Origin of the sequence: Streptomyces sp. NPDC047079, assembly GCF_040643755.1 — a bacterium.
Lineage (GTDB): Bacteria > Actinomycetota > Actinomycetes > Streptomycetales > Streptomycetaceae > Streptomyces.
The window spans coordinates 391,938-415,883 of record NZ_JBEYUZ010000003.1; the positions used below are offsets into that span (position 1 = coordinate 391,938).

Below are 23,946 nucleotides of genomic sequence, written 5' to 3' on the forward strand. Positions count from 1 at the left end.
TGGAAGATGCATCGATGACCAGTGAGAACGTGGCCGAGCACGAGGCAGGCGAGTCGGTGGCGGCTGTGTCGGCGAAGGCCGTGGACGACCAGCTGATCGACGAGCTGGTGAGCCGGGCTCAGGCCGAGGGCCTGCGGTTGACCGGTGAGGGCGGGCTGCTGCAGCAGCTGACCAAAAGGCTCCTGGAGTCCGCGCTCGAAGGTGAGATTACCGACCACCTCGGCTATGACAAGCACGATCCGGTGGGCAAAGACGGTGGCGACTCCCGCAATGGCAAACGCTCCAAGACCGTGCTGACCGATGTGGGACCGGTGGAGATAGCCGTGCCCCGCGACCGGGACGGCTCCTTCGAGCCGAAGATCGTCAAGAAGCGGCAAAGCGCCTGACCGGCGTCGACGAGATGGTGATCTCGCTGGCCGCGAAGGGCCTGACCACCGGTGAGGTGCAGGCCCACCTGGCGGAGGTCTATGGCGCCGAGGTCTCCCGGCAGACCATCTCCACCATCACTGACAAGGTCCTCGAGGGCATGGCCGAATGGCAGAGCCGCCCTCTGGACTCCGTCTATCCGGTGGTCTTCGTTGACGCCATCCACGTGAAGATCCGCGACGGCGCGGTCGCCAACCGCCCGATCTATGTGGCGCTGGCCGTCACCACCGAAGGTCGGCGCGAGATTCTCGGGCTGTGGGCCGGCGACGGCGGCGAGGGCGCCAAGCACTGGCTGCACATCCTCACTGAGATCAAGAACCGCGGCGTGAGCGACGTGCTGATGCTGGTCTGCGACGGGCTCAAGGGCCTGCCCGAGGCGGTGGAGACGGTCTGGCCTCGCACCATCGTGCAGACCTCATCCGTGCACACTCCTTGGTGGCGGGAATTCCCCGCCGGTCACCGCGCCAGCGGGAGAGGACCTATGCAGACGCGTTGCCTTCGAGGCCCCCATGCAGACCAGTCCCTCCCGCTGGAGGCGGGCCGCGAACTGGCCAGCGGGAGTCGCGCCTCGAGCGCCGAGATGAGGTACCAGCGGGGCCGCCCAGCCGGTGACCAGGACCGACAGGACGGTATCCATGGACCATTCGTTACCCACCAACACCACAGATCCAGGCCGGGTCTTCGCCGGCGTCGACTGGGGCAACGCCCATCAGCAGCTCTGCCTTGTGGACGAGGCCGGCCAGGTCGTGCACCAAAGGCGCTACGCGCACACCGCTGACGGTCTCGAGCGTCTGGACCGGCACCTGCGCCGTCACACACCACTGGCCGGGATAGCCATCGAACGAGGCGAGGGCCTGCTGGTCGAGCGCCTTCAAGCCGCAGGTCACACCCTCTACTGCGTCTCTCCGAAGGTCTCCGCGCGAGCGCGGGAACGCTACCGGATGGCACCGAAGAAGGACGATGCCTTCGACGCGTTTGTCCTGGCTGACACTCTCCGGCACGAATACCGGCACTGGCGGCCGCTGCCGGTCGCCTCACCGAAGCTGGCCGAGCTGCGGGCCGTCATCCGCGATCGCGAACGCGTCGTCTGGAACCAGCGCGACCTGGAGAACCAGCTGCGGGCCATCCTCGAGTCCTACCACCCGGCCGTGCTGCACCTGTTCTCCTCCCTCGACCGCGACATCACTCTCGCGTTCCTGCAGGACTACCCCAGCCCTGAGCAGGCCCGCCGCGTCGGCCCTGAGCGGATGAAGGCGTTCACCGGCCGTCACGGCTACTCCGGGCGTACTCGCCCCGAAGTGCTGGTGGAACGACTGCGTACGCACCTGCTGTCCGCAGCCCCAGGCACGGTCGCCGGCAAGCAGCTGACCGCCGTGCTCTTCGCCGAGCAACTCGCCTTGCTCAACGACCACATCCGCATCCTCAACAAACGGATCGACGAGCTCCTGGTTACGCACCCCGACGCGCCCCATCTTCCTCAGTTTCCCCTGCATGGGCCGCTCCTGCGCGGCAACTTGCTGGCCGAGATGGGCGAGGACCGCGATCGTTTCCCCACCCCGGCCGCACTCATGGCCGAGACCGGAGTCGCCCCGGTCACCCGGTCCTCCGGCCGCACCCGGCAGGTCCGTTTCCGCTACGCAGCCAACAAGCGAATGCGCCACGCGGTGGACTGGTGGGTCTTCAATATGGCTCGCGAAGTGCCCTGGGTGCGCGAGGCATACGAGCAGGCCAGGTCCCGCCGTCAGCCCCACAACCGCGCTATCCGCGGCCTCGGCGCCCGTTGGGTCCGCGTTCTCTGGCGTTGCTGGCAGGACCACACCCTCTACGACCCCGACCTCCACGTCGGCAACCGTTCGGAGGCCGACCTGACAGCCTGAAGACATCCTGGGCCGTCTGACTGAAGCCGCGGGATGATCACGTCATCGACCCTCGGCTCCTTGGCATGCGCGCAACCCTGCCGAAAGAACAAACGCCTCGTGATCCACAAACCGGAAGGTTGACAGGGGGAGTCTGCGTGGTCCACCTGCTGCGGAACTCCTTCCGTTATGCGGCCCGCCAGGACTGGGACAAGATCGCCAGGCTCCTCAAGCCCGTCTACACCGCTCCGACCGAGGAGGCCGCCCTGGACCGGTTCGCGGAGTTCGCCGACGCGTGGGGCAGGAAGTATCCGGCGATCGTGAAGCTGTGGGAGAACGCGTGGGAGGAGTTCACTCCGTTCCTGCGGTTCGACACCGAGATCCGCCGGATCATCTGCACCACCAACGCGATCGAGTCGGTCAACGCCCGCATCCGGCGAGCGGTCAAGGCCCGCGGGCACTTCCCCAACGAGCAGGCCGCCCTGAAGTGCGTCTACATGGCCATCATGTCCCTCGACCCCACCGGCAAGGGCCAGGCCCGCTGGACCATGCGCTGGAAGACCGCGTTGAACGCCTTCGACATCACCTTCGACGGCCGACTTTCAGCGGCCCGTCAGTAACCATCAACTACCCCAGTTACACCGCTCGTTTGACAGACCCCGCGACGGAGCGGAAGGTCATGACGACGGAGGAGTGGATCCAAATGCATCTCCGCCGAGCTCCCGAACGGGATGAGGAGTGGACACGTCGGGCGCTCGTGTTGCAGGGACGCCTCTAGTACTGATCCAGCTTGAGCCACGGGTCCACGTGTAGGTCCGCTGCTTCGGCGTCCATCGTCCTAGTCGCCAGACGAACATTCATCATGGCGGCCGTGCTGGTGGACTCGTCGGCCTGCTCAAGGATGGCCGTACGCGAGGTCGCGACTGCTCTAGCCCATGCCTCTGCTGCGTCGGCGAAGTCCTGCGTTTCGGCGGGTGCGCGTTGCGAGAGCTTCGAGAGCTTGTTGCTTTCTACCTGCGCAACAAGCTGCACGCTCTCGACCTCGTCCCGAGCATCGCCGGACTTAACAGCCTTCGTCTCGTCCTTCATTGCGCTCTGCAAGTCACGGACTGCCTTGGCTATGTCGTCCACAGACTTGTCGCGCTCAGCATTGTTGCTGCATGCCGTCAGAGCTGTGGTGGCCGCCAAGCATGCGAGTGCAAGCCAGACCCGTCTCATGATCCCCTCCCCTTGACCACAAACGACGTGGTCATCAAGGCGCAGCTTAGAGGTTCGCTCACCCCTTGTCGTGAAGCGGTCACACAGGCGGAAGCACTTGTAGCTCCTACCGCCAAACTGGCTCGATCAGCGAGGGATCAAAGACGCGCTTGCCACGTCCGGCAGGGTGGATGATGACTGCGGATAGGCTGTGAAGCACGATCTCTTGCTGACGCTCGATCGGCAGCCCAAAGAAGTCGTCAACCGTCAGGTTCGCTGTCTCGCCCTTGGCCTCCGCCTGCTTCCGCTCCTTGTAGAACCGGGCTCGCTCCAACTTCAGCTCGTCCCGTGCCCGCTCCTTGGCCGGCAGGAGCTGCAAGAGGGTGGACACGGTGATCTGCTTCGTCCGCTCGGCCTCGACCAGTGCGGCAATGTCTGCGTTCACCTGCTCCAACTCGGCCTCGTTCGGCCATCGCTGGTCAGCAGGCACACCCGTCACCGACGCTCGCGCGCGCTGCTCCTCCAACACGAGTTGAGCTATCAGCCGGTCGACGGGTTCTCCGGTACGGCCGACCTTGCCGCAGCCGCCGTTCACCACAGAGCACTGATAGGTGAACCTGGCTGCCTTCGACTCCGGCTTCCAACGCTGGTTGATCTGGCCTCGAATCTTGGTCTTGCACAGTCCACACCGGGCAATTCCTGACAACAGGTACTTACGGGCGAGCGACTTTCCGGGGCGCTTCTGCTTCCGCTCGGCGATCGCTGCGCACACCGCCTCCCACTCTTCAAGCGTGTTGATCGGCTCCCATTCGCCCATGACGGGCTGGCCGTCGTCGCCGTAAAGGATCTCGCGGTGGTAGGTCCGGTAACCGACCAAGCGGGGGTTGGTCAGGATGTGCTCGACGTGATGGTGAGCCATGCGCTTGGTGCCCTCACGGGGATTGCCCAAGCCCTGTTCCTGCCACCTCGTGCGGATGGTCCCGATGCGGACCCCGGCCAGGATCTCGCGCTGTGCCTCGCGGATCGCCTTGGCCGCCTCCGGGTCGACCTTGGTCCGGTCGTCCTTCCGCCATCCGTACGGCGCCGGCCCGCCGCTGTCCTTCCCCTGCTGGGCCAACTCCAAGTGTTTCCGCTTAATGCGGCGCGAGGCGTCGTGCGACGACTTGTTGGCGAAGGCGACCATGATGCGCGCCATGGTGCGGCCGTCCGGCGTCCCGATGTTGATGTCATTGGTGACGGTGGCGAACAACAGCCGCGGGCGCTCGTCGTAGATATCGATGAGGCGTTCCAGGTCCCTCGGCTGTCGGGCGAGCCGGTCGAGGTCATAGGCCACGATGCCGTCGATGAGGCCGGCGCGGAGATCCTTCAACATCAGTTCGAACTCGTCGCGCACGACGTTGCGCTTGAACGCGGACACGTCGTTGTCCTCGTAGACCTTCACGGGCTGCCACGACCGTAGGTCCGTTAGACGCTCGCAGTCCTGCTGCTGCCGGGCGACACCTAGGGCGTCGCCTTCGTCGTCCCGCGAGATGCGGGTGTAGATCCCCACCCTGCGTGCCAAGATCGGGCCTCCCCTGCCTCCAAAGCAGGGATCAGGCTACTACCGTCATCGAGTCAAGTCAGCTTGGAGTGTCGAGCCTCCGGTCGTCTCCCGGGCGGGGCAGGTACTGGACGCCTGAGGGGCCGCCCTACGTCAAAGGGCCCCGGCGCCGCTGGAACCCAAGCACGCGCCGGGGCCCTCTCGCGTGGGGCGCGGGGATGGCGGCCTTCCGCGCCCCGCGCCGGCCAGTGCCCCAGCAGGCGCTAGAAGGTGCCGAGCTTCACGATCGACAGGATCGCGATCAGCTGGATCGCCGACGCGCCCAGCGCCTTCGGCCACGGCAGGTCGTGGGACTTGGAGATCATCAGGGTCAGCAGCGCGCCCGCCGCCACCCAGGTCGCCCAGCCCAGGAGCTGTACGAAGGGGGCGTCGCCGCCGAAGAACATCGCGACGACCAGGCGCGGCGCGTCCGTGATGGACATGATCAGCATGGAGAGGCCGACCGTGGGCTGCCAGGCGCCGTCTCCGCCGAGCTGGCGGGCCAGGGTGTGGGTGACCACGCCCAGGACGAAGGAGCTGAGGACGAACGCCACGGCCGTCGTCAGGACGATCGGGATCGCGTTCGACAGCGTCGCGTTGATCGCGTCCTGGCGTGCGCCGTCGAAGCCGAAGACCGCCAGCAGGCCGTAGAGGAAGGTCACGATGAGGGCCGGCGCCCACATCGTGTAGTCCCGCATCTGCAGGAAGGTCTGGCCGGGGGACAGCACGACGCCCCGCAGCAGGTCCTTCCAGTGCAGCCGCGGGCCGATGGGCGGCGCCGAGGTCTGGCCCGCGCGGTAGGTCTCGCCCTGGCTGTACGGGTCCTCGCCGACGGAGAACGCCTGGGTGTGGCCCGGGTTGTTGGCCGCGTACGGGTCCGCGGTCACGGGGTGGCCCTGGCCGCCCCCGTCCCCGAAGTACTCCGGCTCGCCCTGGCCCTGCGGCGCCCGCCACTGCGGATGACCGCCCTGGGGCTGTGCGCCCGCGTAGGGCTGTGCGCCGCCGTACTGCCGCTGCGGCGCGGAGGGGTAGCCGTACGACGGGCCCTGGGGCGCCTGCTGTCCGTACGGCGTCTGCTGCGGTCGAGCTTGAGCGCGGTTGTCCCGGCCGCGTCCGATCCTGAATCCAGCCACGTCCTCGAACGTACCTGGTCCCGGAGGGTCGCGTGCCGGGCCGGGGGCGAGGGGACCGGCTTTGCTGCCGAGCTGTGACATCCCCTAAGGGATCGGCGGGTGGCGAGTCAGGGACGTCTCAGTGACCGGTACGCCCGTCTCACCTGGTCCGCCGCCGTGCCCAGTGCGCGGCGGTGAGGGCGACGAACCGGGTGTTGCCCACCGCGTAGCGCAGGAACATGCGGCGCGGCTCCTGGGCCAGGCGGTGGAACCATTCGAGGCCGGCCCGCTGCATCCACCGCGGTGCCCTGCTGCGCAGCCCCGCCACCACGTCGAAGGAGCCGCCGACGCCGACGACCAGGGCGCAGCCCAGCTCCTTTTGCCGGCGGGCGAGGAAGTGCTCCTTGCGCGGGCTCGGCACCGCGAGGAACAGCAGGTCCGGGCGGGCCTCGCGGACAGCCGCCACCACCTCGGGCTCCCGGGCCTCGTCCCAGTAGCCGTCCCGGTGTCCGACGACGTCGACGCCCTGCCGGGCGGCGATGCGGGCGGTCTCCCTGACCACCTCCGGCTCCGCGCCGAGGAGGTAGACCCGGTATCCGTTGCGGGCGGCGCTGCGCCACATGGCCAGCATGAAGTCGATGCCCGCGACCCGCTCGGGCAGGGGGCTGCCGAGGAGGCGGCCCGCCCACACGACCGACTGGCCGTCGGCGTTGACGAGCGAGCACGAGCGGATGATGCCCGCGAGTTCCGGGTCGTCGTGCGCCTGCACGATCTTGGCGGCGTTCAGTACGACGTGCTGGTGGGGGCCGCCGTCCGCGATCAGTGTCTCGGCCGCCGCCACCGACTCCCGAAGGGTGAGCGGGTGTACGGGCAACCCGCACACCGTCACCGGCCGGCCCGGGCCCCTCGGCCCGGTCGGCGCCTTCTCGTCCAGCGGCGGGGTGGTCGGCATGCCGGGTCTCCGTTCCGTCAACGATGCCGGGTCAGGCCGAGGTTCCGCCAGAACCGCACGAACTCCTCCGTGACACTGGCCGGTTCGTACCGGGGCCGCAGTTCCTCCCAGGCCTTCTGCTGGCGCCGTCGGATGTCGTCGATGTCGTCCACGCACGCCTTGAGGAATCCGGCCACGGACTCCACCGACGCCTCGACCGGTTCCACGCAGCCCTGGCCGAACAGCTCGGCGCTCCCGGGTGACGGGGTCGCCGCGACGGCGCAGCCCGACTGGAGCCCTTCGAGCAGGACGAAGGGGAGCCCCTCGACCCAGCGGGCCGGCAGGACGAAAACGTCGACCTCCGCCCAGAACGACAGGGCCTCCGACAGGTCGAGGACCCCGAGGTCCTCGTCCACGCAGGCCATTCGGGTGAGTGGGACGTCGTGCCGCATCCCGGCGACCCGGAACTCGACGCCGAGTCCCTGCCCCTTGAGCGCCTCGACCGCACCGCAGACGAGGTCGAATCCCTTGACCCGGCTCATCGTGCCGATCCAGCCGACGCGCAGCGCCCGGGACGGGGCGGCCTCGCGTGCGGGCGGGGCCGCCGGGGGCGCGGGATTGCGCAGCACCGTGACCGACGCCGTACGGCAGCCGCTGGCACGCAGCCGGTCCGCCACCGCCTCGCTCAGCACGATCCAGTGGCATCCGCCCAGCGACGCGCGCAGCACGGGGCTCGCGGCGAGCCGGGCCGGCAACTGCGCGCCATGGAGATGAAGGACCGTGGTCGAGCCGGTGGTCCTGGCGAGGAGGACCAGGAGCACATCGCGCAGCAGGGGCAGGCCCCACTGGGAAACCGGCAGGTAGACCGCGCTCGGCGCTGTCCCGATCAGCACGTACGCGGCCCTGCCGAGGGCCGCCGCGGTGGCCGAGGCCTTGGCGGACCATGAGGCGGCCAGCCGGTCGGAGCCTGCCCGGCTCGCCGAGAGCGAGATGACCGCCGGCACCTGGCAGCGGCTCGTGAGAACGGGGGTGAAGAACTCGGCCGCCCGGCCCATTCCACCGAGACGCGGACTGTGTCGGAAAACAAGGACGGTCGGCCCAGCGCATTGGCGCGGAAAAGGTGGACGGACGCGAAACATTACCCTGTCTCCAGCCATGGGTGCGGGAATGCGGAGCTCGGGTGAAAATGGCGATGAATCCACCGAAGCACTCGGTCTCCGCGGAAGTCCAGTGCAACACGTCGAACCGCTCTTTTCATACGGTATGCAGCGCGGGAATCAAGGGGCGCGCCCCAGCGCGGAGCCGGTATTTCTGGCCGGCGTGATATGAATCGACGAAGTCGGCGAAAGGGAGGGCTGTGAGCGTTTTCGACTTCACTCCACAGTTTTATTCCGTCTTCGCCGCGGTATGTGCCGTCTCCGTTCTGGTGCTGGCCGTGTGCCTGCGCGGCGCGGGCTGGCTGCTCTGGGCGGCCTGCCTCGTGCCGCTCTTCCTGCTGAGCAGGACGTACGCGACGGTGGGCGTCGACCCGTTCTACGCCATGGACGTCACGGCCGCGTTCGCGCTGGTCGCGACGGTGCGCATGTGGGGGCCCCGGGCGCTCTCGGAGAGGCGGTTGAGCGGGTTCCGCGTCGTGGCGGTGGGCCTGGCGGTGATCACGTGCCAGGCGGTGTACCGCGGACTGGCCGCCGAGTACCCCGAGGCCCTCAAGGGCGTCATCCTGGGGCTTTACCCGGTCGTCGGGTGGTGTGCCGCGACCTGGTTCCTCACCCGGCCCGTCGAAGAGGCCCTGCGATGGCGGTGGGTGCTGTTCGTGCCGACCGCCGGACTCCTCCTGGCGTGGAGCGCCGGCACCACGCTGCCCGCCGCGGCCTGGGGCCTGTATCTGGCGATCGCCGGCGCGTTCGGTGCGCAGCTGCGGCTGCGGGGGAACAGCCGGCTGCTGCTGTGGACGCTGGTCGGGGCGGCCCTGATGACCGCCCTCGCGAGCAAGCGGGGCCCGCTGCTGGCGGTGGTGGCGGCGGTGGCCGCCACTACGGTGGCCGGCCGGGCGTACCATCGGCGCGCCGTCCGCCTGCCGGTCCTGTCGTGGAGCCTCGCCACCGCCGGGGTGGTGGCCGTGCTCGGGTTCGCCCTGGGCGGGCAGGACGTGTCGGACATGCCCGTGGTCGGCGGTCTTGCGAGCCGGGTGTCGCGCTCCCACGACACGAGCACCGAGGCGGGAGCCAACGTCGAACTGCGGCTGGAAATGTGGCAGGAGGCCTTCCGGGTGGTCCGGAAGGACCCGCTGCTCGGCGCGGGCGCCGGGCACCCGATCGACGTGGTCGGACACGGAAGGCACCTGAACGCCCCCAGGGCCGGCCCGCACAACTCGTTCGTCGGATACGTCTACTACCTGGGCTGGCCCGCGGGAATCGCGGTCGTCCTGCTCGTCGCCGCTACCCTGCGCCGGACCTGGCGGGCCCGGCACCACCCCGCGGCCGCGTCGTGGTTCGGGGCGACCGTGGGGGTCGCCGTCACCGCGTCCACCAACGTCGCCTTCGAGACCACGTACATCGGTCTGCCGTCCTGGCTGGTGCTCGCCTGCGCCTACGCGCTGGTCGGTGTCCCACAGGGGGACGGCGAGGCCTCCGACGGGCCCCGGGACACGGCCGCGCCCGGTCGCGGCGTCCTCGCCGCCCCCTCCCGTTCCGGCACCGGACGTCCGCTGCCGGCGCCCCCGATGGTGCCGGTCTCCTCCTGACCCAGGGCACCACCCCGCGACCGCGGGCCGAAATGCGTCCCGAACCGGCGTGAATACGGCCGCACGGGGGATGCGCGGCCATGACCGTGGGCTATTCCGGAATTATTTCCTACGCTGTGCACGGGGGAGGCGCGAACCGGCCGCCCGAAAAAGGGAAATGAAAATACGGTCGGCCGCCGAATCGCCCCCGTCTCACCACAGGGAGTCTGTGTGACAGCCAGAAAGGCGCTCATTACCGGAATCACCGGGCAGGACGGCTCCTATCTCGCCGAGTTGCTCCTGGAAAAGGGTTACACCGTCCACGGGATCGTCCGGCGTGCCTCCACCTTCACCACCAGCCGCATCGAACACCTCTACCAGGACCCGCACGATCCGGGGGCCCGGCTGTTCCTGCACTACGGCGACCTGACGGACGGCAGCAGGGTCGCGGGCCTTCTCGAACGCGTGCAGCCCGACGAGGTGTACCACCTGGCCGCCCAGTCGCATGTGCGGGTCTCCTTCGACGAGCCCCTTTTCACCGGGGACACCACGGCGCTGGGCACCACACGGCTGCTGGAGGCCATCCGCACCACCGGCCTGCCCTGCCGCTTCTACCAGGCGTCCAGTTCCGAGATGTTCGGGGCGTCGCCCCCGCCGCAGCACGAGGGCACCCCGTTCCACCCGCGCTCCCCGTACGGGGTCGCGAAGGTCTACGCGTACTGGATCACCCGCAACTACCGTGAGGCGTACGGCCTTCACACGGTCAACGGCATCCTCTTCAACCACGAGTCGCCGCGCCGCGGCCCCACCTTCGTCACCCGGAAGGTCGCCACGGCCGCGGCCCGCATCAAGGCGGGCCTTCAGGACACCCTGTATCTGGGCAACCTCGACGCGCGCCGCGACTGGGGCTACGCCGCCGAGTACGTCGAGGCGATGTGGCTGATGCTGCAACAGGACGAGCCCGACGACTACGTCGTGGCCACGGGCAGCAGCTACAGCGTCCGCGACTTCGTCGAGTACTCCTTCGCCCACGTGGGCCTGGACTGGCGTGAGCACGTGCGCTTCGACGAGCGCTATCTGCGCCCCGCCGAGGTCGACGACCTCGTCGGCGACGCGTCCAAGGCCGCACGTGTCCTCGGCTGGCGGCCCGCCGTCCGGGCACCGGAGCTGGCGCGGCTCATGACCGACGCCGAACTGGACGCCCTACGGGGCGGCGACCGGTCCCCCGCGGCGACGGTACCCGCGCCGGCCCAGGCGCTGGCCGCATACGGGCGTTAGGCGGCAGCGCCGTGGCAGTCCCACGCCCCTCGCGCGCTCTGAGCCGGGCCGGGCGGCGGCCCGGGGCCGTGCCGTTTCCCTCGGCGCGCGCGCCCGAAGGGGCGGACGGCACGCCGAGCCCGCGGTTCGCCGGTGCCGTCGCCCGGTCGATCGGCGCGAGAGCCGTGACGCTCCCCGTCACCGCGGTCACCAACCTGGCCCTCGCGCACACCGTGGTCGGGGCGGTCGGGGTGCCCGGCTATGCGCAGTTCGCCCTGGTCACCACCCTGCCCGCGGTGCTGCCCCTGACGGATCTGGGCGCGGGGGCCGCCATCACGGAGGCCGTCGCCCGCGACACCTCGCGCGAACGGCGGCTGGTGCGCGGCGCGGTCCTCACCGCGGCGCGCAACCTGATGTGTGCCGGGGCCGTCATCGCCGCAGCGGGGGTGACGCTGGCCCTGCTCGGGATGTGGGACGCGCTGCTCGGGGAGGCGGCGCAGCCGGGGTCCGACCTCACGGTGGCGGTCGCCTCGCTGCTGTTCGGGTGCAGCATGCCGCTCGGGCTGAGCAGATCGGTCCTGCTGGCGGTCAACCGCAACGACGTCGCGTTCCTGCTCCAGGGGGCCGGCAGTGTGCTGCTGCTCGCGCTCGTGCTGCTCGCCGCCCGACTGCACGTGCCCACCGGCGTGTTCGTGGCGGCGGCCTTCCTCGCGCAGTGCCTCGTGAGCGCCGCCGGCGGGGTGCTCGCCCGGCGGTACCTCGGCATGCCGCTGCTGGGCATGACCGTGGGCAGCATCCGCGCGTCCACCGTCCGGGACCGCGCGCCCATCGCGCATCTCGCTCTCCCGATGACCGTCGTCACGGCGGCCACGGCCGTCGCCTACGCCACCGACCGGCTCGTCCTCAGCCACACGGCCGACGCGGCCGCGGTGGCCGGTTACTCGGCCGGTGCCCAGTTCTTCGCACCGGCGAGCAGCCTGCTGGGCGCGGCCGGGCTGCCGCTGTGGGCCCTGTTCGCCCGCCGCAGGCGCTCGCCGGGCGCGCCCAGACGGCAACTGGCCGGGTTCACCGTCTGCTTCGCGGCGGGCGGTCTGATCGTGGGCGCCGGGATCGCCGTGCTCGGGCCGCTCGCCGGCACCTGGATGATGCACGAGCGCATCCGGGTCGGGACCGGCCTGATGGCCGCGTTCGCCGCGCTGCTGTTCGTTCAGGCGGTCGCCTACCCGGCCACCATGTGGGCGACGGACGAGGCGGGGCTCCGATTCCAGGCGGTCGCCTTCAGCCTGATGGCTGCGGTGAACCTCGCCGTGTCCATCCCCCTGGCGCGCCTGGGAGCCGAGGGCCCCGTCATCGGTTCGGTCGCCTCCTACGCCGTCTTCGTGCTCGTACCCACCCTGTTCCGAGCCTTCCGCCCGGGGACGGCGACGCCGTCGGCGCGAGGGCCCCACCGCGTGTCGACGCAGAGGTTCCCACCGTGATCAAGCTGATCAAGTCCACCTTCCACCGCGAGGCCGAGACCCGCCGCGCCCTCGCCGAGTTCGTGCTCCACCAGGACGTGCTGAGCATGAACGAGCAGTGCCGGGCGTTCGAGGAGGCCTTCGCCGCCCGGCAGGGCCGCCGGTACGCCGTCTTCGTCGGCAACGGCAGCGTGGCCGACCTGCTGCTGATCCAGGCCCTGCTGAACGAGGGCCGGCTCCGGCGGGGCGACCGGGTCGGGGTCTCGGCCCTGACCTGGCCGACCAACGTCATGCCGCTCATCCAGCTGGGTCTGGAGCCGGTCGCGATCGACTGCGCGCTCGACACGCTCAACGTCTCGCCGTACACCCTGGAGCCGCACATCGGCGGTCTGCGGGCGCTGTTCCTGACCAACGTCCTGGGCTTCTGCGACGACCTGCCCCGGCTGCGGGAGATGTGCCGCGACCGCGGCGTCCTGCTCCTCGAGGACAACTGTGAGGCGCTCGGGTCGATGACGGCGGGCACGCTGCTCGGCAACTTCTCGCTCGCCTCGACGTTCTCCTTCTTCGTCGGCCACCATCTGTCCACCGTGGAGGGCGGGATGGTGTGCACCGACGACGAGGACCTGCACGAGCGGCTGGTGATCTCCCGGGCGCACGGCTGGGACCGCAATCTGTCACCGGACCGGCAGGCACGGCTGCGGGCCGACGCCGGCGTGGACGACTTCTACGCCCGGTACACGTTCCACGACCTGGCGTCGAACTTCCGGCCCACCGAGCTGGCCGGGTTCATCGGAAACCGGCAGATCCGGTACTGGGACGAGATCGTGGGCGCCCGCGCGGCCCACTTCGCGCGCTTCGGGCAGGCCATGGCGGGCAACGCGGACCTCCACCGGTACGACCTGTCCCACATGGACCTCGTGTCCAACTTCGCCATGCCGGTGGTCTGCCGGACGCCGGAACTGGCCGGGAAGTACCGCGCCGAGTTCGAGGCGGCCGGGGTGGAGATCCGTCCGGTCATCGCGGGCGACATCACCCGGCAGCCGTTCTACCGCCGTCACGTCCGCGACACCGCCGAGTGCCCCGTGGCCGGTCTCGTCCACACGAACGGTTTCTACTTCGGCAACAACCCCGACCTCACCGAGGACGAGGTGGCCACGCTGTGCGAGCTGCTGGGCGGATGAGGCACGTGATGGACCAGCGAGCGCGGATCTACGTGGCCGGTCACACGGGCATGGTGGGTGCGGCCGTCGTCCGGCGGCTGCGCGACGCGGGTTTCGGCAACCTGGTGCTGCGCACCCGCGCGGAACTCGACCTCACCGATCAGGCGGCCGTACGGGACTTCATGGCGGCCTGCAGGCCCGTGTACGTCGTCGACTGCGCGGCCAGGGTCGGCGGCATCAAGGCCAACATGACCCGTCCCGCGGAGTTTCTGTACGAGAACCTCCAGATCCAGAACAACCTCATCTGGTCGGCGAAGGAAGCGGGGGTGGAGACGTTCCTCTTCCTCGGCAGCTCCTGCATCTACCCCCGGGGATGCCCGCAGCCGATGCGGGAGGAGTACTTCATGACGGGCCGCCCCGAGCCGACCAACGAGGCGTACGCCTACGCCAAGATCGCCGGGATGAAGCTGTGCGAGTACATCCACGAGGAGTTCGGCAGGAACTTCGTCTCCTGCATGCCGACCAACATCTACGGCGAGGGGGACAACTTCGACCCGGAGACCTCCCATGTGATCCCGGCGCTGCTGCGGCGCATGCACGAGGCCCGGCAGGCCGGGGCGTCCGAGGTCGTGATCTGGGGGACCGGGGACAGCCGCAGGGAGTTCCTGCACGTGGACGACCTGGCCGACGCGGTCCTCTGGCTGCTGGGCCACCACCGCGCGAAGGGCTTCCTGAACGTGGGAACGGGTGAGGACATCTCCGTCCGGGAGCTGGCGGAGCGGATCCGGCGCCTGGTCGGGTTCGAGGGCGCGCTGGTCTTCGACGCGTCCAAGCCCGACGGTATGCCCAGGAAGGCGCTGGACGTGTCCGCGCTGCACGCGGCCGGCTGGCACCACCGGATCGGCTTCGATGAGGGCCTGAGCCGCACCTACGCCTGGTACCTCGCGCATGTCGCCCGCGCCGGGGCGCCGGCGTAGGGGATTGGCGGTGCGGTACGCCGTCCCGCGCGGGCCACCGGGGACGGTGGTGTCAGCAGCCCTGAGGGGCGCGCCGCCTGATGCGCAGGCCGGTGGTGCGGCGTGCCGCCGCGTCGATCAGACCCGACCGCGTCGTCGCGCCCCACGCCTTGCTGACGCCCTGGGCGACCGGCCACCAGCACGACTCCAGGCGCAGCGCGACGGGGCTCAGGTAGCGGCGCATCACACGGCGCCCCTCGTCGTCCGGGCAGGGGTTGGTCACCGTGAGGGAGGTGGAGTGGACCCGGAAGCACCCGAGGACCTTCGGCAGATACACCATGCCCCCGCTCTGCCGCATCCGCAGATGCAGATCGAAGTCCATGGCGTAGCGCAACCCCGGATCGAGCATTCCCGCCCGCCGCACGGCGCTGCTGCGGTAGAGGGAGCCCGGCTGGCCGACGAAGTTCTGCCCGTACCGGGAGAACCAGGAGGCGAAGGTGCCGGGGCGCAGGGTGTACAGGGCCCGGTCGTCGGCGTCGATGACCCGCAGCCGCCCATAGGCCATGGCGGCCCGGGGAGCCCGGTCGAGCGCCTCACAGGCCGCGGCGAGGCTGTCCTCCGTCAGCAGGTCGTCGTCGCCGAGCCATGTCACGTACTCCGTGGCGGCGTCCCGCCAGGCCTGGTTGACCGCGTTGCTGAGCCCCCGTTCCTCCTCCACCAGGAAGCGGCACCGGTGGCGCTCGGCCGCGGCGCTCAGGGCGCGCTGCGCCCGGGCGGGTCCGACGACGACGACCTCCACGGGTTCGCGCTGCCGCCTGACGGACGCCAGGCACTGTTCCAGGTATTCGGGGCGCTCCCCGTTGGACGGCACCACCAGCCGCACCCGCGGAATGGTTCGGGAATTCATCGCCTGTGCGCCTTTTCTGTCCGACGTGCTGCCGCTGTGCATAGGTAGAGCTACACCGGATCGGACGGCTTGTGCGGCCGACACGGCCGGTGCCCGTGCAAAACGATTCGGTCGGAACATGTGCGGCGCGCTTGCTCCGGAAGAGGTGGTGTACCGGGCCATCCTGTCGGATGCCTTTTCGTTTTCCGTGAACATCCCAGCCAATTCACCTGCGGCACATTTCCGGAAAGGATTCCCCCTGGTGTTCTCCACTGTGTGCGTGATCGGCCTCGGCTACATCGGACTGCCCACCGCCGCCGCGCTCGCCACGAACGGGATCGACGTCGTCGGCGTCGACGTCAACCCGGCGACCGTCGACCTGATCAACGCCGGCCGCGCCCCCTTCGTCGAACCGGACCTGGCCGTGGCCGTCAGCGGCGCCGTGGCCATGGGGCGGCTGCGTGCCACGGGGGCGCCCGAGCCGGCGGACGCCTACATCATCGCCGTACCCACCCCGCTCCAGGACGACCGTACGGCGGACCTGTCGTACGTACGGGCCGCCGCGGCCTCGGTGGCCACCGTGCTCAAGGCGGGCGACCTCGTGATCCTCGAGTCCACCTCGCCGCCCGGTACGACGGTGGAGCTGTCCCGGTGGCTCGGCAAGGACCGGCCCGACCTGTCGTTCCCGCACGAGTCGGGCGAGGCGCCCGACGTGCGGGTCGCCCACTGCCCCGAACGTGTCCTGCCGGGCCGCACGATGATCGAGCTGGTGACCAACGACCGGGTCGTCGGCGGTGTGGGGGAGGGCTGCGCGGAGCGGGCGCGGGCACTGTACGAGGTGTTCACCAAGGGGGAGTGCCTGCTCACCGACGCCACGACGGCGGAGATGGCCAAGCTCAGCGAGAACGCCTTCCGGGACGTCAACATCGCCTTCGCCAACGAGCTGTCCATGGTCTGCGACCACCTCGGCATCGACGCGGGTGATGTCATCGCCCTGGCCAACCGCCACCCCCGGGTCGACATCCTGCGCCCGGGACCGGGCGTGGGCGGGCACTGCATCGCCGTGGACCCCTGGTTCATCGTCGGCACCGCGCCCCGGCAGTCACGGCTCATCCGGCTGGCCCGCGAGGTCAACGACGGCCGGCCCGACTATGTGCTCGGCGAGGTCGTCCGGACGGCCGGCCGCTTCAAGGACCCCGTGATCGCCTGCCTCGGTCTGGCCTTCAAGGCGAACATCGACGACCTGAGGGAGAGCCCCGCCCTGCACATCGTCACGCAGCTGGCGGAGCGACAGGTCGGCCGGCTGCTGGTGGCCGAGCCGCACATCAGGGAGCTGCCCGACTCACTGGCGCGCACGGGCACCGTCGGGCTCGTCGACGTCACCACCGCCGTACATGACGCGGACGTCGTGGTGCTGCTCGTGGACCACGACGCCTTCCGCGGGGTCAGACGCACCGCGCTGCGCGGCAAGGCGGTGTTCGACACCCGCGGTTTCTGGCGCTGACACACGGCCGCCGGGGCCGTACTCGCCGGGATTCGGCGCCTGGGGGGACTACGCGGGTCCCGGCGCGGGGGAGAGCTGCGCGGGTCCCGGCGCCGGGGAGGGTTCCGCGGGTCCCGCCCCCGGGCGGAAGTCCGTGGGGCGTGGGCACAGGCCAAGCCAGTGTCCGACGGCCCGTACGGTGCGCTCCGCGGCGCGGCCGTCGCCGTACGGGTTGACCGCCCTCGCCATCGCGGCGTAGGCCGCCCGGTCGTGCAGGAGCCGCCGCACCTCCTTCACGATGCGCTCGCGGTCGGTGCCCACCAGCCGGGACGTGCCCGCCCGCAGGGCTTCGGGACGTTCGGTGGTGTCCCGCATGACCAGCACCGGCTTGCCCAGTCCCGGCCCCTCCTCCTGGATGCCGCCGCTGTCGGTCAGGATGAGGTGCGCGCGGTTCATCAGCCGGGCGAAGGCGCCGTAGGGCAGCGGTTCGGTGAGGCGTACGCAGTCAAGGCCCGCCACCTGCGGCAGGATCGCGGCCCGCACCACCGGATTGGGGTGCAGCGGCAGCACGATGAGCAGCCCGGGCTCACTGCGGGCGAGATCGGCGAGGGCACCGCCGATGGACTCCATGGCGCCGCCCCAGGACTCCCGGCGGTGGGCCGTCACCAGCAGCACCCGGCGGGGGGTGTCGTCGAGGTCGGCGAGGGCCGGGTCCCCGTAGTGCGCGGTGCGCCCGACCGCCCAGCGCAGGGCGTCGATGACCGTGTTCCCGGTGACGACGACCGACGACGGGGGGACACCGTCGCGCAGCAGGTTGTCCCGGGCGTGAGCGGTGGGCGCCAGATGGAGGGACGCCAGCTGGGTCGCGAGCCGGCGGTTGATCTCCTCGGGGAAGGGCGCGTACCGGTCGTCGGTGCGCAGTCCCGCCTCCAGGTGCACCACGGGCACCCGGCCGTAGAAGGCGGCGAGCGCCCCGGCGAACGCGGTCGTGGTGTCCCCCTGGACCAGCACCGCGTCCGGCCGCTCCCGCTGGAGCACGGGGCACAGCCCCTTCAGGACGCGCACGGTGATGTCGGCGAGGGACTGGCGCTCGCTGAGGATGTCGAGGTCGTGGTCGGCGCGGATGCCGAACAACGCGTGCACCTGGTCGAGCAGGCCGCGGTGCTGGGCGGTCACCGTCACCGTCGGCCGGAAGAGCGGTGAGCGTTCGAGCGCCTCGATGACGGGGGCCATTTTGATGGCCTCTGGTCTTGTTCCGTAGACGACCATCAGTCGTTTCACCCGAGTCTCCTTATGGAAGAAGCGCTCTTCGGGCACCAGCGAATCGCTGTTCCGCGGCAATACCAGCCATGCCGGAGGCATGTTCACGCGGCCGAATGAAGATGTTCGGCCGTCTGGTCCGTTCGGCGGGACACGGGCACGGCCCGTCACATCGCCGTCCCTACAGTGCGCCGTGGTCCGCGTTTTCTGGTCCCGTGGCGGCCGTTTCCCCTCCCGTAAAGGCAGGAAATGAAAACAGTCCTCCTGTCCCCGCGCACCGGCGTCATCACGGTGGGAGACATTCCCGCCCCCGAAGCGACCGCCGGGACGGTGCTGATCCGTAACGAGTGGTCGCTCATCAGCGCGGGGACCGAGCGGGCCACTGTCTCGACCGGCGCGCAGAGCCTGATCGGCAAGGCCCGGCAGCGTCCGGACCAGGTGGCGCAGGTCATCGACAGCGTGCGGCGCACCGGCCTCGCCGAGACCTACCGGACCGTCAAGGACCGCCTGGACCGTCCGGTGCAGCTCGGGTACTCCTGCGCGGGCACGGTCCTGCGGGCGGGGGAGGGCGTGGAGGACATCCGTCCCGGGATGCGGGTCGCCGCGGCCGGGGCCCGCTACGCGTCGCACGCGGAGATCGTCGCCGTGCCGCGCAACCTCGTGGTCCCCGTGCCGGACGGGGTGGACACCCAGTGGGCCGCCTTCGCCACGGTCGGCGCGATCGCGCTCCAGGGCATCCATCAGGCGGAGTCGGTGCCGGGGTCCCGGATCGCCGTCATCGGTCTCGGGCTGGTCGGCCAGCTCACACTGCAACTGCTGCGCGCCTACGGCTACGACGCGGTCGGCATCGACCCCGACCCCGCCATGGTGGCGCTCGCCGAGTCGGCGGGTCTCGTGGCCTTCCCGCGCGGCGCGGACGGCCTGTCCGGTGCCGTCCTGCGGCACTGGTCGGGCGCCGGCGCGGACGCGGTGCTCATCACCGCCGCCACGCCCAGCTCCGATCCCGTGGAGTTCGCCGGTCACCTCGCCCGGGACCGTGCCACCGTCGTCGTGGTCGGTGACGTCGGCGTCACGCCGCCGCGGTCGTCGTACTACCACAAGGAACTGTCGATCCGTTACGCCCGCTCCTACGGCCCCGGCCGCTACGATTCCCGCTTCGAGGAGGGCGGCCACCCCTACCCCGAGGGCTATGTCCCGTGGACGGAACGCCGCAACCTCGCCGAGGTGCTCCGGCTGACCGCGACGGGAGCGCTGGACCTGTCCAGGCTGGACCCGCGGGTCTTCCCCGTCGAGGACGCGGCCGACGCGTACGAGTCACTGAAGCCGTCGCCCGGCGGACGCCGCGTCGCCCTGCTCCTGCGCTACCCCGGGACCGCCGAACTTCCCTCCCCGCCCGCTCCCCCGGCCGGCTCCGGCACCTGGACCGCGCCCCGGGGCACCGTGCGCGTCGCGGCGATCGGTGCGGGCAACTTCGCCACCAGGACGCTGTTCCCCGAGCTGAAGCGGGAACCCGGCGTCGCCTTCTCATGGGTCGCCGGCGGGCGGGGGCTGTCCGCAGCGCACCAGGGGCGGCGGTGGGGCTTCCGCACCGTCGCCGACAGCGTGGACAGCGGTCTCGCGTCCGGTGACGCGGACTGCGTGATGGTGCTCAGCCGCCACGACAGCCACGGCCGGTACGCGGCCGGGGTGCTGCGCGCCGGCACCGCCCTGTACTGCGAGAAGCCCCTCGGTCTGACCGAGGAGGAACTGGAGGACGTGGCCGACGCCTGGCTGGTCTCGGGCGCCCCGGCGATGGCCGGGTTCAACCGGCGGTTCGCGCCCGCGGTGCGGGACCTGCGCGCCGCGCTCCCCACCGGTGCGCCGCTCCAGGTGGTCTACCGGGTGTTCGCGGGCCGGCTCCCCGCCGACCACTGGTACTTCGATCCCCGGCAGGGCGGCCGGCTGCTCGGCGAGGTCTGCCACTTCATCGACACGGCGGGCTTCCTGGTCCCCGGAAGGCCGGTCGGTGTGCGGGCCGTCGGCGTGGGCAGGGGGGACCCGGCCACGGCGCAGAGCGTCACCCTCCAGTTGACGTACGACGACGGCTCCGCCGCCTGTGTCGTGTACGGGGGACTGACCCCGCCCGGCGCGCCCAAGGAGCTCCTGGAGGTCGCCGCCGACGGGGTGGCGGCCAGGATCGACGACTTCCGTTCGCTCACCGTGTGGAAGGGGGGCAGGGCGGCCACGACGGCCTACCGCGGCGGGCCCAAGGGCCACGCGGCCGAGATGCGCGGCCTCGTCCGGCTGGTGCGGGGCGAGCCCCTCGGCGGGGCGGCGGCCGCCGCCGACTTCCCCTCCGCGTTGTGGAGTTCCCTGGTGGCCTGCCGTGCGGCCCGCTCGCTCACGGAGTGCCGCGTCGTGGAGACGGCCCCCGCCACACCCGCTCTGGCCCGGGCGCTGGGCTGCGCCGCGCCCGGTGCGGGGGCCGCGGTGCCGAAACCCGGCCGTCCGGCCGGTGGCGCCGCTGCGGCCACGGCGGCGTCCTGATGTGCGGCTTCGTCCTCCTGCTGAACCGGACGGCGCGAAACCGGCCGCCGTCGGGCCCGGACCCTTGCGCGGCGCTCGCGCACCGCGGCCCCGACGCGGAGGGTCACCTGGACCTCGACGGGGGCGCCTGGCGCGCGGAGCTGCACTTCCGCCGCCTGGCGGTCGTGGACCTCGACCCGCGCAGCGACCAGCCCTTCGGCACCCCGGAGCGGGGGGTCATGGTCTACAACGGCGAGATCTACAACGCGCCGCGGCTGCGTGAGCTGCTGCGCGGGCGGCGCGTGGCGTTCACCACCAAGGGCGACACCGAGGTCCTGTACGAACTGCTGCTGCAACCGGACGCCCCACGGCTGCTCGACCAGGTCGACGGCATGTTCGCGTTCGCCCTCGTCCTGCCCGACGGCGAGATCCGCTACGGGCGTGACCGGCTGGGCGTCAAACCGCTGTACGCGGCGTCGGACGCGGCGGGCCGCCTGGCCGCGCTGGCCAGCGAGATCGAACCGCTGCGGGCCGCCGGCCTGGCCGGTGAGGCCGACCCGGTCGCGGTGGCCCAGGGCGCCATGTTCCTGTGGACACCGCCGCCGCGGACCGGCTGGCGGCGCGTGTGTGCCGTACCGGCCGGGACGGTGCTCGCCGCCCGGGCCCCCGCATACGACGAGGTGTCACCGAGGTGGCGGGCGGGCCCTGTCGCGCCCGCCGAGGACATCGGCGCCGCGGTCCGCACGTCGGTCGCCCGGCAACTGCGTGCGGATGTGACGGTGGGTCTGCTGCTGAGCGGAGGTCTGGACAGCACGTGGCTGGCCGTGGAGATGGCCGGGCGCGGCTTTTCCGGACCCTCCTTCGCCGCGCGGCCCCGCACCCCCGCGGCCCGCGCGGAGCCGTTCGAGGACGACGCCCCCTACGCGGCCCGGGTGTCCCGCCGGCTGGGTCTGCCGCTGACGTGGGTGGATCTCGACGTCGACGTGCTGCGCCGCATCCCGGAGCTGGTCGCCACCACCGAGGTGCCCTTCGGGGACCCCGCCGCCGTCGCCCTCATGCAGCTCTCCCGTGCCGCCCGCGGCGAGGCCACCGTGCTGCTGTCGGGGCTCGGGGTGGAGGAGCTGTTCCTCGGATACGAGCGCTACCAGGCCGTATGGCTGCTGCAACGCTTCCCCGCGTGGGCGCGCCCCGCTCTCGGGGCGACCAGCGCGGTGCCCGCGCCCCGGCGCTACCGGGGCCGCGCGGACAAGTTCGGGCGGCTGCTCCAGCTCGGCGCCCTCGACTGGTCCTGGGCGACGCAGGCGTACTACTCCCGGCGGGAGTGGGCGGCGCTGTCGCCGCTCGTCGGTCTCGACGCGATCACCGAGCGGCACCGCGAGGTGGCGGGCGCCGTGCTGGACGCGGGCGGCACGCCTCTCGCGGCGCTGGCGGAGTGCGACCGGCGGCTGTTCCTGCCGGGGCTGAACCTGCTGTACGCCGACCGGGCGTCGATGCGGGCGAGCGTGGAGCTGCGGGTGCCGTTCCTGGGCGAGCCGGTGGTGGCCGCCGCGCTCGGTGCCGTCGCCGAGGACCAGGTGCGGCTGGGCGACGGCAAGGCACGCTTCCGCGCGGCGGCGGTGGCGTCCGGGGTGCCGCAGTTCGTGGCCCGGCGCCCGAAGACGGGGTTCGGGGCGCCGGTGCGGTCGCTGCTGCGTGAGCACGGGGCGCGCCTGTGGCGGGAGGTGCGGCGCTCCCCGCTGTTCGACGACGTCTTCGACCGGCGGACCGCGGACCGTCTCGTCGCCGAGCACGTCCAGGGGCGGCGCGACCGGGGACTGGCGGTGTTCGGTCTGCTGTGCGCGGCCGTGTGGTGGGAGCGGAACGCGGCGGCGGGTGCGGGACGGACCGCGGACGTCCTGTCGGGCTACGAGGCGGCCGCCGTCGGCTGACCGCCGGGAGCGGAGGGCTGCGAACCGCCCCGCAGGACGGCGTGCAGGGCGCTCAGCGCGTCCAGCAGGGGCGCGGCACTCCAGCGGGGCGACTCCCACAGGGCCCGGTTCCCCCCGAGGAGTCCGCCGCGTCGGTGCGGGCCGAGGCCGGGATAGCGGTCCACGACGGCCGCCAGCACCGCGCACGCGAAGCCGGGGGTGGCCAGGCCCCGTTCGGCCGCCCAGGCCGCCATCCGCACGGCCGTCGCGTCGTTGTTCGGGTCCCGGCGGGGCCGGCCGCCCGCGAAGTAGCGGGGCAGGGGGCCCTCGAACAGGTCCCGCAGGTAGTGGTCCGCCCCTCGTTCGAGGGGGGCCCGGACGTCCATGCCGAGCCGTGTCCCGGCCTGGTCCAGGCGCAGCAGCACGTATCCGGTGTGGAAGCCGTCCACCCAGTCCAGGCCCGGGCCCCGGCCGTACGGCCACGAGCCGTCGGGGCGCTGACCGGCGAGGCTCACCTCGACCGCGTCGCGGGCTGCGGTGGCCAGGCGGTCCGCGAGGCCGCCCGGCAGGGTGCCGGTGCCGGACAGGCGGGCGGCGAGCGCGGCACCCATGAGGTTGGCGTTGTGGACGAGAACCTCGCTCGTGGGGGTGTAGGTGAAGAACTCGCCGTTGTGGAGGTGCTCCAGCAGGGCGCGGGCGAGGGAGCACACGGCCTCGTCGCCGAGCGTCCCGGTGTCCAGGCAGCCGTCCGCGCAGAAGGTGGTGGCGACCAGGTTCGGGACCCGGGACGGGTAGTACGCCCAGCGGGTCTGCACATCGAACTCGTAGCGCCACAGTCCGGTGTAGCGCCCGGACAGCTGCTCGGCGGCCGTACGCCGCCCCAGCCGGAGGGCACGTTCCCGCCAGACGGGGGAGTCGGTGAGCCGGGCGCAGGCGCTCGCGGCGGTTCCGGTCGCCGTCGCGGTGCGCAGGGGGCGGATACCGAGGACGGGGCGCAGGTCCAGCGGGCTGCGTTTGACGCTCTGGAGGAGGACCTGCCGGAGCACGCGGTGCACGGCCGCCCGCCCCAGCGGCCCGGTCAGCCCGTCGTACGGGTCGGGGCCCGCCCAGCCCCGTCTGTCGGCCCACCCGAAGAGCCGCTCCGCGAAGGCGGCCACGTCCGTGCTGTCGTACGGAGTCACGGGCGTGCTCCCGCGCGCCGGGCAGGGGGCGGGCCCGGCCCCGCGTGAGGGGCCGGCGGGGGTGGTGGTCG

General features: G+C 71.4%; 17 protein-coding genes and 2 pseudogenes. 11 read left to right on the forward strand and 8 right to left on the reverse strand.

Annotated elements, in window-relative coordinates; all coding sequences use genetic code 11:
- Positions 1-14 precede the first annotated feature (14 nt).
- The 3 genes and pseudogenes from ABZ823_RS06670 to ABZ823_RS06680 form a co-directional block, all read left to right on the forward strand.
- Positions 15-853: pseudogene (locus ABZ823_RS06670) on the forward strand (IS256 family transposase); the annotation flags it as partial.
- Between the two features lie 208 nt (positions 854-1,061).
- A complete protein-coding gene (locus ABZ823_RS06675) occupies positions 1,062-2,303 on the forward strand; it encodes an IS110 family transposase (protein WP_361654546.1) in 1,242 nt (413 codons plus the stop codon).
- A gap of 134 nt (positions 2,304-2,437) precedes the next feature.
- Positions 2,438-2,902, forward strand: a pseudogene (locus tag ABZ823_RS06680) (transposase); the annotation flags it as partial.
- Between the two features lie 154 nt (positions 2,903-3,056).
- Here ABZ823_RS06680 and ABZ823_RS06685 read toward each other — a convergent pair.
- From ABZ823_RS06685 to ABZ823_RS06705, 5 genes are all read right to left on the reverse strand, one after another.
- Complete coding sequence (locus ABZ823_RS06685) at positions 3,057-3,500, reverse strand: hypothetical protein (protein WP_361654549.1); 444 nt, start codon at positions 3,498-3,500, stop codon at positions 3,057-3,059.
- Between the two features lie 106 nt (positions 3,501-3,606).
- A complete protein-coding gene (locus ABZ823_RS06690; protein WP_361654552.1) occupies positions 3,607-5,028 on the reverse strand; it encodes a recombinase family protein in 1,422 nt (473 codons plus the stop codon).
- Positions 5,029-5,282: 254 nt separating this feature from the next.
- Positions 5,283-6,272, reverse strand: a complete 990-nt coding sequence (locus tag ABZ823_RS06695; protein ID WP_361654555.1) for a YIP1 family protein — start codon at positions 6,270-6,272, stop codon at positions 5,283-5,285.
- A 58-nt stretch (positions 6,273-6,330) separates the two neighbouring features.
- Positions 6,331-7,122 (reverse strand): WecB/TagA/CpsF family glycosyltransferase, encoded by a 792-nt coding sequence (locus ABZ823_RS06700; protein WP_361654558.1) that lies wholly within the window; start codon positions 7,120-7,122, stop codon positions 6,331-6,333.
- 17 nt (positions 7,123-7,139) lie between these two features.
- Positions 7,140-8,156, reverse strand: coding sequence for a glycosyltransferase family 4 protein (locus ABZ823_RS06705; protein ID WP_361654561.1), 1,017 nt, complete (start codon positions 8,154-8,156; stop codon positions 7,140-7,142).
- Positions 8,157-8,458: 302 nt separating this feature from the next.
- On the opposite strand from ABZ823_RS06705, the gene ABZ823_RS06710 reads away from it, so the two are divergent.
- The 5 genes from ABZ823_RS06710 (at position 8,459) to ABZ823_RS06730 (ending at position 14,674) form a co-directional block, all read left to right on the forward strand.
- Positions 8,459-9,844, forward strand: coding sequence for an O-antigen ligase family protein (locus ABZ823_RS06710; protein ID WP_361654564.1), 1,386 nt, complete (start codon positions 8,459-8,461; stop codon positions 9,842-9,844).
- A gap of 210 nt (positions 9,845-10,054) precedes the next feature.
- The gene (gmd, locus tag ABZ823_RS06715; protein WP_361654567.1) at positions 10,055-11,101 is read left to right on the forward strand and encodes a GDP-mannose 4,6-dehydratase; all 1,047 of its coding nucleotides are present in this window, start codon (positions 10,055-10,057) and stop codon (positions 11,099-11,101) included.
- Between the two features lie 164 nt (positions 11,102-11,265).
- Entirely contained in the window at positions 11,266-12,558 is a 1,293-nt protein-coding gene (locus ABZ823_RS06720) for a hypothetical protein (RefSeq protein WP_361654570.1), read from the forward strand.
- The gene (locus ABZ823_RS06725; RefSeq protein WP_361654573.1) at positions 12,555-13,718 is read left to right on the forward strand and encodes a DegT/DnrJ/EryC1/StrS family aminotransferase; all 1,164 of its coding nucleotides are present in this window, start codon (positions 12,555-12,557) and stop codon (positions 13,716-13,718) included. The genes ABZ823_RS06720 and ABZ823_RS06725 overlap by 4 nt, the downstream gene beginning before the upstream one ends.
- Before the next feature lie 8 nt (positions 13,719-13,726).
- Positions 13,727-14,674, forward strand: coding sequence for a GDP-L-fucose synthase (locus tag ABZ823_RS06730; RefSeq protein ID WP_361654576.1), 948 nt, complete (start codon positions 13,727-13,729; stop codon positions 14,672-14,674).
- A gap of 52 nt (positions 14,675-14,726) precedes the next feature.
- Here the strand turns inward: ABZ823_RS06730 and ABZ823_RS06735 are convergent, their stop codons facing one another.
- Complete coding sequence (locus tag ABZ823_RS06735; protein ID WP_361654580.1) at positions 14,727-15,560, reverse strand: glycosyltransferase; 834 nt, start codon at positions 15,558-15,560, stop codon at positions 14,727-14,729.
- A 241-nt stretch (positions 15,561-15,801) separates the two neighbouring features.
- On the opposite strand from ABZ823_RS06735, the gene wecC reads away from it, so the two are divergent.
- Entirely contained in the window at positions 15,802-17,043 is a 1,242-nt protein-coding gene (gene wecC, locus ABZ823_RS06740) for a UDP-N-acetyl-D-mannosamine dehydrogenase (protein WP_361654583.1), read from the forward strand.
- Positions 17,044-17,091: 48 nt separating this feature from the next.
- Here wecC and wecB read toward each other — a convergent pair whose 3' ends face one another.
- The gene (wecB, locus tag ABZ823_RS06745; protein WP_361654585.1) at positions 17,092-18,303 is read right to left on the reverse strand and encodes a UDP-N-acetylglucosamine 2-epimerase (non-hydrolyzing); all 1,212 of its coding nucleotides are present in this window, start codon (positions 18,301-18,303) and stop codon (positions 17,092-17,094) included.
- Positions 18,304-18,531: 228 nt separating this feature from the next.
- On the opposite strand from wecB, the gene ABZ823_RS06750 reads away from it, so the two are divergent.
- A complete protein-coding gene (locus tag ABZ823_RS06750; RefSeq protein ID WP_361654587.1) occupies positions 18,532-20,808 on the forward strand; it encodes a bi-domain-containing oxidoreductase in 2,277 nt (758 codons plus the stop codon).
- Positions 20,808-22,715: an asparagine synthase-related protein gene (locus ABZ823_RS06755; protein ID WP_361654590.1), complete on the forward strand. Its 1,908-nt coding sequence runs from the start codon at positions 20,808-20,810 to the stop codon at positions 22,713-22,715. The genes ABZ823_RS06750 and ABZ823_RS06755 overlap by 1 nt, the downstream gene beginning before the upstream one ends.
- On the opposite strand, the gene ABZ823_RS06760 is transcribed toward ABZ823_RS06755, so the two are convergent.
- Positions 22,691-23,875: a hypothetical protein gene (locus ABZ823_RS06760; protein WP_361654592.1), complete on the reverse strand. Its 1,185-nt coding sequence runs from the start codon at positions 23,873-23,875 to the stop codon at positions 22,691-22,693. The genes ABZ823_RS06755 and ABZ823_RS06760 overlap by 25 nt on opposite strands.
- Positions 23,876-23,946: the final 71 nt, after the last annotated feature.